The sequence below is a fragment of the Pseudomonas sp. 3MAES_34.3B genome (assembly GCF_058145875.1).
In genome coordinates this window covers 3,592,256-3,604,901 of record NZ_CM176960.1, presented here as the reverse complement: position 1 = coordinate 3,604,901, position 12,646 = coordinate 3,592,256, and the positions used below count along the sequence as shown (strand labels likewise).

Below are 12,646 nucleotides of genomic sequence, written 5' to 3'. Positions count from 1 at the left end.
TCTCCTGCGTCGCGTGCGGCAGCTACCGCACACGAGCTTTCTTGTAATTAAGTGACGAGGTTCGAGGAGCTTACCTCCACGACCTTGATGCATTGCGTTCAAGCGGTAGCGGTGAGCTCGGCGAATGAGTCAGTGGTCTGTCCCTGTTCCAGCAAGTTCGATAGTACGAAGGGAAGAATCCCGCCGTTCCTGAAATAGTCTGCTTCGATGGCAGTGTCGATCCGCGCCAGCAGCATCACATCCTGCTGATGCCCGTCCTGGCGGGTAATACGCAAAGTTACGTCCTGCGCAGGCTGTACACCCTGTTCAACACCAAGAATGTCGAAGGACTCCGTGCCATCCAGCCCCAGCGTATGTATGTCTTCACCGGCCTTGAATTGAAGCGGCAGGACACCCAGACCGGCAAGGTTGCTGCGGTGAATGCGCTCGAAACTCTTGGCAATGACCGCCCTGACACCCAGCAAGCGTGTGCCCTTGGCTGCCCAGTCACGGCTCGAACCAGTGCCGTATTCTTCGCCGGCAAAGATCAGGACAGGGGTTTCGCTTGCCAAATACTGGCGTGAGGCATCGAACAACGAGGAGCGCTCGCCAGCAGGCTGCACCAGGGTGTATGGACCCTCATCCGCAGAGCCGTCGGCTTTGTTTGGCAGCATCAGATTCTTCAGGCGCACATTGGCAAACGTGCCGCGAACCATGACTTCGAAATGCCCGCGCCGCGCGCCATAGGTGTTGAAATCTTTCTGCTCCACGCCGTGCGCCGCCAGCCATTCGCCTGCGCTGGAGTTGGCGGCAATCGAGCCGGCCGGGCTGATGTGGTCGGTGGTGATTGAGTCACCTAGGAGCGCCAGGGCGCGCGCACCGATAATGGGTCGGCCCGCCTGTGTAGTGTCGAAGAAATCCGGCTCGGCGGCATACGTCGACTCTGGCCAGTCGTACACTTCCCCTTCGGTTGTCTTGATAGCGTTCCACAGGTCGTGATCGCGGGTAAGGTCAGCATAAAGCTGCTTGTACAGCTCGGCATTGGCAGCTTTTCCGCTCAAGGCCTTGATCTCGTCATTACTCGGCCAGATATCCGCTAGTAGCACAGGCTTGCCAGCCGCATCGTGGCCCAGCACATGGGTGGTCAGGTCGCAGCGGGTTGTCCCTGCCAACGCGAAGGCCACCACCAGCGGCGGGCTCGCTAGGAAATTGGCGCGCAGGTTGCCGTGAATGCGTGCTTCGAAATTACGGTTGCCAGATAGCACAGCGCTGCAGACCAGGTCCTGACCAACCACGACTTTTTCCAGTGCAGGATCCAGCGGGCCGATGTTGCCTACGCAGGCGCCACAGCCATAAGCAGCGATATCAAAGCCGAGTTGGCTGAGCGGCTCGATCAGGTTGGCATCCTGCAGGTAAGCGGTCACCACCCGCGAGCCTGGCGTGAACAGGGTCTTCACCCATGGTTTGGCAACCAAGCCTTTTTCAATCGCTTTTTTGGCCAGCAGGCCAGCGGCAATCAGCAGCTCGGGATTTGAGGTGTTGGTACATGAAGTGATGGCGGCCACCAGCACATGACCATGGCCAACTTCGTAATCCTGTACCGGCCCGCTAGCCCCAGCTGGCTTGGCAGAGACCGGATACCGCTCCTCAAGCTGGGATGCAGATTTGGAATATCCTCCGCTTTTGGAATTCTGTTGCATCACTTCATCGAAACGCTCGCCCAGTGCGGTCAGGTCGACTCGGTCCTGAGGACGCTTGGGACCAGATACACAGGGTACGATCTGATCCAGGTCGATTGTGATGATGGTTGAATAATCGATGCTTCCGGCAGTTGGCGCGCCGAACAGCTCCTGGGCCTTGAAGTAGGTGCCGATCAGCTCGACCTGTTCCGCACTGCGTCCGGTCTGGGTGTAGTAGTCCAGGGTTTTATCATCGATCGGGAAGAAGCCACTGGTTGCACCGTATTCGGGCGCCATATTGGCGATAGTCGCACGGTCAGTAGCACTCAGGGAATGGGCCCCTTCACCGAGGAATTCCACCAGTTTGCCAACCACTTTGGCCGCGCGTAGGGTCTGGGTAACCTGGAGCACGGCGTCGGTTGCAGTGACGCCCGCACGTAATGCACCTTTGAGTTCTACCCCAACCACATCCGGCATCAGCATGTAGATGGGCTGCCCCAGCATGCCTGCTTCGGCTTCGATGCCGCCAACACCCCAACCCAGTACCCCGATACCGTTGATCATGGTGGTATGGCTGTCCGTGCCAACCAAGGTATCGGGGTAGACGACGTTGCTCTTCTCGATCACACCCTGTGCGAGGTATTCAAGGTTGATCTGGTGGCAGATGCCAGTGCCAGGCGGAATGACCTTGAAGGTCTCGAACGCCTGCATACCCCACTTCATCAATTCGTAGCGCTCTCGATTGCGCTTGAACTCGATTTCCATGTTCTTGCGAAGTGCATTCGGGACGTTGGAAAACTCGGTCTGCACCGAGTGATCCACCACCAGGTGCACAGGCACCAGAGGCTCGATCGCCTTTGGGTTGGCACCGCGTTTTTTCGCTTGGCTGCGCATGGCGGCCAGGTCGGTTAGCAAAGGGATGCCGGTGAAGTCCTGAAGCAGGACCCGGCCGACTACAAACGGAATTTCACGTTCGCGGTTACCGTTGGGCTGCCAACCGGCGAGATCTTCAACATGAGAGGGCAGCACTTTACTGCCGTCACAGTTGCGCAGTACCGATTCCAGCAAAATCCGAATCACCACCGGCAAACGGCTCAGTTGTGGGTAGGCTTGCGCCTGCAACGCCGGCAGCGAGTAGTACGTGTGCTGGCGGCCGTCGGAGGTCTGAAACGACCGGAGGGTGCTCTCAGTCAGTTTTTGGATGTCGGTCATGATGGTTCTCACAGGCAACAAATCAGGTTAACGATCGAACTGGAATAATTCGGCTGGGGTGCGCCACAGCATTTGCTGGCGGTCAGCGGCATTCGGCAGCCAGCGCTCCAGATGCACCAGTTGCATTGCGTATTGCTGGGATGATTCAAATTGGGTGAAGGGCCAGTCGCTGGCCCACATGAGGCGTTGTGCGCCAAAGGAGTCCAGTAGCAGAGGGGCAGCCTGAGCGGTGATATCAAGGCCGGTGCGATATGCACCGGACATCTTGACCCACACGCGTTCGCTCTCGGCGAATTTCAGCAGGCGGGTAAAGCCGGGGTCTTCGACACCGAGGTGCTTGTCAGGCATTCCAAAGTGATCGATGACAACACGGACACCGCTATCGATCAGCGGCAGTACCGATTCGCTCAACCGCCCACAGCGGTCATTGATTTCGATATGCCATTCATGTACTCGACAGAAATCGAGAACCTGTCGCCAAGCGGCGTTTGTGAAGTCTGGAACCGACAGACCGCCGGTGAGATTGACGCGTATGCCGACTACACCAGCGTCTGCATAGACTGGGAGCAGGTCGACATCTGAAAGTGGATCGATGGCCACCACGCCACGCAGGCGACCATGGGAACGGCGCAAGCTTTCAACCAGGTAACCGTTGTCATTACCCAGGATGCTGACTGCAATCAGTACCGCCCTATCAACTCCATGGGTATCCAGCTGAGCGATGAACGCTTCGTAGGTTGCATCGTAGGAAGGGGTGAAACGTCTGGACTCAATGAATGGCAGGCCACGGTGAAAGACGTGGGCATGCGTATCGATGATTCTTTGATTACTGATGCTCATCGGCTTACCTGTGATCCGACGGTGAGGCAATCACCTTGGCTATTGTTTATTTTATGCCAGAAACGCATTCAGACTATGGCGGCTACTTTGCTTTTGTCAACGCAAAAACGCACAAATATTTTCTCGAGCAAAAAAAAGACCGCTCAAGGCGGCCTGACAAATAAAATGGTGGCTCTAGATAGACACTTCCGCTGCAGCAGGTAGGGGGTGCTGGAACACTGCGGACACTGCTTTTTTTCGCCACGCGGCTTCGATATGCAGCCGCATGTAACTCGCGGCCCCGAGGTTATCGCCTTTTTCGATGGCTTCCAGGATCTGCAGATGCTCCTGCGCGAGCGCCTGACGAGGCAGGTCCTGAGCAGTCTGACGGTACTCTGCAAGTCGGCGCATCTGATCCAGTCGACGCATCGTTTGAACAGCAAAGCGATTCCCTGACCATTCTGCGATAGTTTCGTGAAACCGGGCATTAGACTCGAAGCGCTCGATAGCGGTCATGGTCAGGTAGCCACCGTCAAGGATGGCCTGCTGTTCTTGTCGAAGCGTCCGTAATTGCTCCATGTCAGGCCTGAACTTACTACTCAGGATGCCGGCGGGCTCAATGGCAAGACGCAACGAGTACATGTCTTCATAAGCCTCGAGCGAGTCGATCATTGGCAGGAAACGCCAACCGTAGCCCACCTCCTTCTCCACCCAGCCCTCGCTTTGCGCGCGTGCCAGGACCTTACCAATCTCACTCCGCGACACGCCCAACAGACGTGTGAGATCCGCCTCGGTGACTGAATCAGGTACCTCACGATCAAAGCGTGCCCGCGCCAGACGCAGGTACAGCGGATCGTCCATTGTTTGGACATGAACTTGCAACGCGGGGGGCAGGTCGTCGACATCTCCGTGCACGTGATAGCCGCGGTTCTTGTCAAACCGCATCAAACCGGCATCCACCAAGTACTCCAAAGCCACCTTGACCGGGGAGCGGGAGGTGCCTATGAGCTTTGCCAATGTCCATTCCGGTAAATGAGTGCCTCTGGGAAGGCGCTCCCGGCGTACATAGCTGATGATCTCGCGCAATGCCTTGCGCTGGCTTTTGGTCAGATCCTGAGTCATGTCTTGTGAGCTTTCAAAGGCTTCAGCAGCTTTCAATATACACCGGCCTGACGGGTAGAGGAGTTAAAGCGCAAATGTTAGCAAAATTTGCGCTTGCGGTATTTTTGCGTTTGCTGTGAAATAAACGCAACAGACCACCAGCAGACTTCAGAGGTTCTCCATGGCGCAGCAGTCCTTCAAAGCCGTCTACATGCGTGGCGGTACCAGCAAGGGGGTATTCTTCTGCAGTGACTGGCTTCCTGCCGACCCGGTTGTTCGTGACCGCGTACTGTTGCGCGTCATTGGCAGCCCAGACCCATACGGCCAACAGATCGATGGCATGGGCGGAGCAACCTCCAGTACCAGCAAGGTGGTTTTGATAAGCAAATCCAGCCAACCCGATTGCGATGTGGATTACCGCTTCGGTCAGGTGGCCATCGATCGCCCGGTTGTGGACTGGTCCGGCAACTGCGGCAACTTGACGTCAGCCGTCGGTCCTTTTGCGATCGCGCAGGGCCTTGTCGATGCACCAACCGATGGCATTGCCGTAGTAAGAATCTGGCAGGCAAATATCAACGCGAGGATCATTGCCCATGTGCCCATGCGCGACGGGCGGGTTGTGGAAGAAGGCGACTTCGAGCTGGACGGCGTCACGTTCCCGGCTGCGGAAATCAAGATCGAATTCCTTGACCCCAGCGGGGAAGGGGATGAGCACGGTAAGGGGGGCATGTTCCCAACCGGTAACGCAATCGACATCCTGTCAGTCCCAGGGGTGGGCGATGTGGAACTCACCATGATCAATGCTGGCAACCCGGCGATCTTCGTTCACGCTGATGTGTTAGGTCTACGTGGAAACGAGTTGCAGAAAGACGTTAATAACAACCCCGAGATGCTGGCCAAGGCCGAGGCGATACGTGCTCACGCAGCTGTGACGATGGGCTTGGCACAGTCGGCTGAGGAAGCGACCCAACTGCGCCCCCACACCCCGAAGCTGGCATTCGTCGCGGCTCCGGAGGGTTACACGGCGTCCAACGGTAAACTCGTCGATGCCTCCACTGTGGACATCAATGCTCGTATTTTCTCGATGGGCAAGCTGCACCATGCCATGACAGGCACCGGTGCGGTTGCAATCGCCGTCGCTGCGGTCATCCCTGACACAGTGATCAATCGGCTGGTACCCGACTCAGCCGGGCACCAGATTCGCTTCGGGCATCCCTCCGGCAGCCTGGCAGTAGGTGCCGAGGCCCGTCAGGTCGATGGCGCTTGGGTTGTTTCGAAAGCGGTCATGAGCCGCTCGGCACGCCGCCTCATGGAAGGCAGTGTCCTTGTACCATCGGACAACGTATGAGAGCGGTCACTGACGAGCTGCGCCAGGCATTTGCTCCCACGGGCCTATTGCGGGTGGCGATCAACTACGGAAATCCTGTCCTGGCTTCCCGCCCTGTACCCGGTGGCGCACCTGCGGGTGTCTCTGTCGATATCGCCCAGCGCTTGGCTGGGGCACTGAATCTGACTCTGCATCTTGTGACAGTCGATACGGCAGGCTTTGCAGTCAAGGCCCTTGAAAAAGCTGACGCCGATGTGGGCTTTTTTGCGATCGATCCTGTCAGGGGGGCGCAGATTTCATTTAGCTCACCCTACATCGTTATTGAAGGCTGCTATCTGGTACGCGAAGGCTTCCCTGGCCGTGAACCCGCCGACATTGACGTGCCTGGCAACCGCATCGCGGTGGGTGAGGGGAGCGCCTACGATCTATTCCTTACTCGGGAAATACGGAATGCCTCTCTGGTACGTGCACCATCCTCGCCGGCAGTCATCGATACCTTCACCGAACAAGATCTGGAGGTTGCAGCGGGTGTCCGGCAGCAGCTCGAGGGCGACATGCACCGCAGGTCAGGGCTCAGACTGATCGAGGAGCCCTTCATGCAGATCCGACAAGCGATGGGTGTGCCGCATGCGCGGGGCCCCCAGGCAGCGCTATGGCTCAGTGATTTCATCGCCCAGCTGAAAGCAGAAGGGTTCATCCAGGCCGCGCTCTCGCGTCATGGCGTTACTGGTGTAACCGTCCCTACCTGATTGGCCGTTCCTCGAGCGCGCCCCGAGGTGGGCGCAGCGTCCTTCACCACAAAAACAAAAAGGGAAGCCCTATGATCACTCGACGTGGCCTCTTGGCCGTCATTCCAGCCGTCACGGCTGTTTCATTTGCTGCACCGCGCTTCTCGCTGGCGGCTCTGCTTGGCAATGGAGAGTCATACGCGGCTCCCGCGTTCACGGTGCCAGCGAATGCCTGTGACTGTCACGTTCATGTGTTCGATCCGGATCGTTTCCCCTATGCCGAGTCGCGCACATACATGCCTGACAAGTCCCCGCTTTCGGCATTGGAAAGACACCTCGAGCAGTTGCACATGGACCGCGTGGTGCTAGTCCAGCCAAGCCCTTATGGTAACGATAATAGCTGCATGCTTGATGCGCTTAAAACGCTGGGAAGCCAACGCGCTCGAGGCGTTGCCGTATTTGATTTGCCCGTTTCCAAACACCAGTTGGACGAGATGCATGCACTGGGTGTTCGTGGTGTGCGCCTCAACCTTGAGGTGTATGGAAAAGCTCGCCCGGAGGAGGTCGCTGTTCACCAGCGTGAATATGCAGAACTGATCAAGCCCTATGGTGGGCATATCCAGATGTACACCAACCTGACGACCATCAAGGACCTGTCGGGGGTTATTGCGGCGCTACCAGTTCCGGTGGTTTTTGATCATTTTGGACACCTGGCCGCAAAGGGAGGACTACAGCAAGATGGCTATGCGGAAATGCTGGGGCTGATCAAGGGCGGTAACGTTTACGTCAAGCTGTCCGCACTGTACCGCGTCTCCGAACAAGCGGATTATCAGGATATTCGGGGCTTTGTGAAATCTCTTGTGGCTACACGACCGGATCGACTGATTTGGGCTAGTGATTTCCCGCATACCATGCCCGCACCTGGAACCAAACGCAGCAAAGATCTCCTAGAGCGCTTCCGCGCCGAGGATGACGGCTACGCTCTTAATCTGATCGCGCAGTGGGTAGAAAACCCGACTGTATTGCATCAGATACTTGTCGACACTCCTCAGCGCTTGTACTGGAGCTGACGACTTCATTCTGGCTGGGGCAGCCGCAAAAACAGGCCCGCCTCGACCTCTCACTCTAGCAAGAGGCTAACATTCCCATGGCCAAGGCCGCCGATGTCGTCGTGCAGTGTCTGGAAAACGAAGGCGTGGAATACGTCTTCGGCATCCCGGGCGAGGAAAACCTCGACCTGCTGGAATCACTGCGCAAATCAAACATCAAGCTGGTGCTCACGCGTCACGAACAATCCGCAGGGTTCATGGCCGCTACCTATGGCCGCCTTACTGGCAAGACCGGCGTCAGCCTATCTACCTTGGGCCCTGGCGCGACCAACCTTGTGACCGCAGGCGCCTACGCCTACCTGGGCGGAATGCCCATGCTGATGATTACTGGGCAAAAGCCGATCAAGAAGTCCAAGCAAGGGCGCTTTCAGATCCTGGATGTGGTGGGCATGATGCAGCCGCTGACCAAGTACACTCATCAGCTGGCCTCCGCGGACAATATTCCGTCACGGGTGCGCGAAGCGTTCCGCCTGGCCGAAGAAGAAAAACCCGGCGCGGTGCACCTGGAACTGCCCGAGGACATCGCCGCTGAGCAGACAGAAAGCCTGCCCATTGCCCCCAGTCTCTCGCGCCGGCCGCTGGCCGAACACCGTGCAATCGACGCGGCGGTGAGCAAGCTGCAGGCGGCGCGCAGCCCAATTCTGGTGATAGGCGCGGGCGCCAACCGCAAGATGACCGCCAAGGTGCTCAAGCAGCTGATCGACGACACCGGCATTCCGTTCGTGACCACCCGGATGGGCAAGGGTGTGGTGGATGAGCGCCACCCGCGCTTCATTGGCAACGCCGCGTTGTCGGCCGGTGACTTCGTGCACCGTGCGGTGGAAGCAGCGGACCTGATCGTGAATATCGGCCACGATGTGATCGAGAAGCCGCCCTTCTTCATGGTGCGCGACGGCACCGAGGTGATCCATATCAATTTTCGCTCCGCCGAAGTGGACCCGGTCTATTTTCCCCAGATTGAGGTGATCGGCGATATTGCCAACGCTGTATGGCAGATCGGCGAAGCCCTGGGTGATTGCGCGCACTGGGATTTCAACCGCCTGATGGCAATCCGGGAGGCCAACGAGGCACAGATAGCCGAGGGTAATGGCGACAACCGCTTCCCGATGTACCCCCAGCGCCTGGTTGCAGACATCCGTCGTGCCATGCCCTCCGAAGGCATAGTCGCGCTGGACAACGGCATCTATAAGATCTGGTTCGCCCGCAATTACAAGGCGCACAAGCCCAACACCGTGCTACTGGACAATGCCCTGGCGACCATGGGCGCCGGCCTGCCCTCGGCAATGGCCGCGCACCTGGTGTACCCGGACCGCCCTATCGTGGCCGTGTGCGGAGACGGCGGCTTCATGATGAACAGTCAGGAGCTGGAAACCGCTGTACGCCTGAAGATGAACTTGACGGTGGTGATCCTGCGTGACGATGGCTACGGGATGATCCGATGGAAGCAGTCCAACATGGGTTTCACCGATTTCGGACTGGACTACGGCAACCCGGACTTCGTGCTCTATGCCCGCAGCTACGGCGCCCAGGGCCATCGGGTAGAAAGCGCGCAGGGCTTCCTGCCGTTACTGGAGCGCTGCATCAGCACCCCGGGCGTGCACGTGATCGACTGCCCGGTAGACTACTCGGAGAACGATCGCATCCTGAATATGGAGTTGCGCGAACGCAGCGCGGCCATCTGACTGACTTAGTGCCATGTTTCAAGTAGTGCAAGGTAACCGTCCGGCAAAGTCATCTTCACGATTGTAGATATAAGGGTGATGTTCTCCACTTAAAATTCGTGGACACCACCACCCTTAATACTGGAGCTAGGAGGGTACATTCACCGCTCGCTTCCCCGCTTCCTTCTAATTCTGGAAGCATGGAACGATCCAGCTTCTGCTGACGTCCTCGCCGATGCGCTGAAGTTGGCAGCCACAGGCACGCTCAGTGCTTTCTGGTTCCTGACGAATCACGGTGCGTGGAAATTGCGGCGGCGATGGCGCACTTTTGGGGATTGTCTTGGTTCGGCCTGAGGCGAAGCTGGGAGGAGTTGCATTAGCTCTGCCTCGATAGCTTCAAAATCTGTATTGAGCAGGTCATCCAGCAAGCTGCCTTGTGCTGGGCTGATTTGCTCGCTGTGCTTGGCAACTTGTGGCGTTTGAGGATGGCGATTTCGCAAGTGGGCTGTTTCGATGATGGCTTCATCGTCCTGGATCTGTGAATGGGTTAGCACTGTCTCCTTGGGAAGCAAAGGGTGAGATCTGCGAACACCCCGTCGGCATAGCATTTCGCCCCACCAGGGGCCTTCGGTCATACGAAACAGGCGCTTTTTGGGAAAGTCTCGGGGGCGGCCGGTGCACACGTACCGCTGCGGAAGCGCTCGCGGCGATCACATAAAAGCTGCAGGATGAGAAGCCTAGGCATACCCGGAAGGGTGTGAGGCAGGTTATGGGAGCGCAGCCAAACGATCGCACCATAGTGTTCCTATTTCAGATAAAACGCACTTCAACCTCTGTAGAGCTACCGCTCATCTTATCCTCACCGAACGCAGCCCTCATCGGCTAACGCGATTTTGCTTAATTTCGAAGTAGTTTACCGACGATATCCACAGAATTTAAATGGATGTAAGGGAAGATTCATGTCACATCCTACCCAAGCTGCTTTTCTTCGTTGACAAACGCAAACACGTCAAAGATTATCTGATTGCGTTTTGGAACAATAATAAGCAGCCCGAAGGTTACGCCATGACAGATCAAACTGAAAAAAGCGCAATAGAGCAGGCGACGGTCAGGAAGCTCACGCTGCGGCTGATCCCCTTCCTGATGCTCTGCTATTTCATCGCCTATGTAGACCGGGTCAATATCGGGTTTGCGGCCCTGACGATGAACAAGGAAATCGGCCTAACGGCCAGCATGTTTGGCTTCGGAGCTACCCTGTTCTTCGTGGCCTACGTTTTGTTCGAGATGCCGAGCAACGTGGCTATGGAAAGGTTTGGTGCGCGTCGCTGGATCGCTCGCATCATGATCACCTGGGGCATTGTGGGTTTTTGCTCTGCTTTCATTGTCGGCCCGTACTCCTATGGTTTGTCCCGCTTCCTGCTTGGTGCCGCCGAAGCAGGGTTCTTTCCGGGTGTAATCCTTTATCTAACCCAATGGTTTCCCAAGGCCTACATGGCCCGGATTGTCGCTGTATTCATGGTTGCCGTCCCCCTTTCGAACTTCCTAGGTTCGCCCCTTTCCGCTCTGCTTCTCAAACTGGATGGGACGCTAGGCTTCCAAGGCTGGCAGTGGCTCCTCATGCTTGAAGCAGTGCCAGCCGTGATCATGGGCATTTTGAGCTTGGCCCTTCTTCCAAGTAATCCGTCTGAGGCCGGATGGCTAAGCCATGAACAAAAGGCTTGGCTGAGCAATCGCCTGGCGACCGAACGGCAGGAGCGTGAGGAAAAAGCCGATAAAAAACGTGAAGCTCATGGCATGGGTAAGATCCTGGCGGCACTGACAAATAAATATGTACTGCTGCTTTCCGTCGTTTACATGAGCATATCGGCCACCAGCAACACCTTGTCGCTATGGATGCCCCAAATCTTGAAGTCGTTCCACCTTACGGACACGCAGACCGGGTTCTTAAACATGATTCCGTTTGGTCTTGGAGCGGTCTTCATGATTTTGTGGAGCATGCGCGCGGACAAGAATTCCGAGCGGATTTTTAGCACTGCGATTCCCTTGGCGCTGACTGCAATCAGCTTCGCTGCGACCCTTTTGACCGATTCGCTCCCTATCACCCTTGTACTGCTTTCTCTGGTGCTGATCGGCAATTTCGCGTTGAAGGGGCCTTTCTGGGCTCTGGCGTCTGAGACCCTCCCTCCAGCGGTCCTAGCCGCAGGCATCGCTGCGGTAAACACGCTAGGGCACTTGGGCACCGGCGTACTGAACTTCTTCGTGGGGGTTATCCGCGAGCACACTGGCAGCTTCCCTTTGGCACTTCTACCGCTGTCGGGCATGTGCGTTATCGGAATCGGCCTGGTGTTTTACATTGGACGCGACAATGCGAGGAATCAAAAACAGCACGAGCGGTTAGCCCCGGTCACTCATTGATCCCTCAATGTTGTTACCGCTATGGACGCGTCCAGTGACTCGTTGATGAGACCATGCTGTAGAAAAGCGGCCACTCCTAATTACCCAGCGTAGCCAGCGTGGAATGAAGAGTGGCCTTCAAAGGTTGCTGTACGGAGTTAGGGCCTTTGACTGGTCCTTGACCTCGGAGGCGCGGGTACATTGTCTACCAGGGCGAGAACACCTGTCCCCTAACGCAGTCGGCGCCATGTACTCCCCCGAAATTACACTGCAGCCACATCCGGTGAAATTGCAGCCTTTCCAACGCCCTGCAAATGCCACGACAGGATTCAACATAACACCCGTTAGTCGAAGTCCGCGATCCGTTGCCATAAGCCAACTGAAAGAGCTTTGTCTGCCCCAGCAGCGACAGCGGGCCACTGGCCAGGCTCTTGGCATTGACAGGCTACGCTGCACCATAGGGACACCTCAGTGCTCAGGCTTTACCGGTTCCGGTAAGGAGCCTTGTATTTACCTCGTGCGTGCAAAGGGGCAACCCATGACCAAAAGGCAGCGCTGGCCGCAAGCAAATGACTTACCACTGCGAATCGAACCGACCCTGCCTCCAGTTCCGCGCCGGCCCGCCTAGCTGTGGCAA

Annotated in this window: 8 protein-coding genes and 1 pseudogene; 5 read left to right on the top strand and 4 right to left on the bottom strand. The window is 57.1% G+C overall.

Translation table 11 applies throughout. The features are described 5' to 3' along the window. Positions 1-98: 98 nt before the first annotated feature. From acnA to AC3Z8Y_RS15790, 3 genes are all read right to left on the bottom strand, one after another. A complete protein-coding gene (gene acnA, locus AC3Z8Y_RS15800) occupies positions 99-2,870 on the bottom strand; it encodes an aconitate hydratase AcnA (RefSeq protein WP_490090016.1) in 2,772 nt (923 codons plus the stop codon). A gap of 27 nt (positions 2,871-2,897) precedes the next feature. After that, positions 2,898-3,710, bottom strand: coding sequence for an amidohydrolase family protein (locus AC3Z8Y_RS15795; protein ID WP_490086626.1), 813 nt, complete (start codon positions 3,708-3,710; stop codon positions 2,898-2,900). Positions 3,711-3,884: 174 nt separating this feature from the next. Beyond that, the gene (locus tag AC3Z8Y_RS15790) at positions 3,885-4,847 is read right to left on the bottom strand and encodes a GntR family transcriptional regulator (protein WP_490086625.1); all 963 of its coding nucleotides are present in this window, start codon (positions 4,845-4,847) and stop codon (positions 3,885-3,887) included. 124 nt (positions 4,848-4,971) lie between these two features. Between AC3Z8Y_RS15790 and prpF the strand changes: the two genes are divergently transcribed. The 4 genes from prpF to AC3Z8Y_RS15770 all read left to right on the top strand — a co-directional run bounded on the left by prpF (position 4,972) and on the right by AC3Z8Y_RS15770 (position 9,636). Then, on the top strand, positions 4,972-6,138 hold the full coding sequence (gene prpF / locus AC3Z8Y_RS15785) for a 2-methylaconitate cis-trans isomerase PrpF (RefSeq protein WP_490086624.1): 1,167 nt from the start codon (positions 4,972-4,974) through the stop codon (positions 6,136-6,138). Next, complete coding sequence (locus AC3Z8Y_RS15780; RefSeq protein ID WP_490086623.1) at positions 6,135-6,866, top strand: transporter substrate-binding domain-containing protein; 732 nt, start codon at positions 6,135-6,137, stop codon at positions 6,864-6,866. The genes prpF and AC3Z8Y_RS15780 overlap by 4 nt, the downstream gene beginning before the upstream one ends. A 71-nt stretch (positions 6,867-6,937) precedes the next feature. After that, positions 6,938-7,915 (top strand): amidohydrolase family protein, encoded by a 978-nt coding sequence (locus AC3Z8Y_RS15775; RefSeq protein ID WP_490086622.1) that lies wholly within the window; start codon positions 6,938-6,940, stop codon positions 7,913-7,915. Between the two features lie 77 nt (positions 7,916-7,992). Then, positions 7,993-9,636, top strand: a complete 1,644-nt coding sequence (locus tag AC3Z8Y_RS15770; protein WP_490086621.1) for an acetolactate synthase large subunit — start codon at positions 7,993-7,995, stop codon at positions 9,634-9,636. Between the two features lie 198 nt (positions 9,637-9,834). On the opposite strand, the pseudogene AC3Z8Y_RS15765 reads toward AC3Z8Y_RS15770, so the two are convergent. After that, a pseudogene (locus AC3Z8Y_RS15765) lies at positions 9,835-10,154 on the bottom strand (transposase domain-containing protein); the annotation flags it as partial. 400 nt (positions 10,155-10,554) lie between these two features. On the opposite strand from AC3Z8Y_RS15765, the gene AC3Z8Y_RS15760 reads away from it, so the two are divergent. Next, positions 10,555-12,030, top strand: a complete 1,476-nt coding sequence (locus AC3Z8Y_RS15760; protein WP_490086620.1) for an MFS transporter — start codon at positions 10,555-10,557, stop codon at positions 12,028-12,030. The last annotated feature ends 616 nt before the right edge of the window (positions 12,031-12,646 follow it).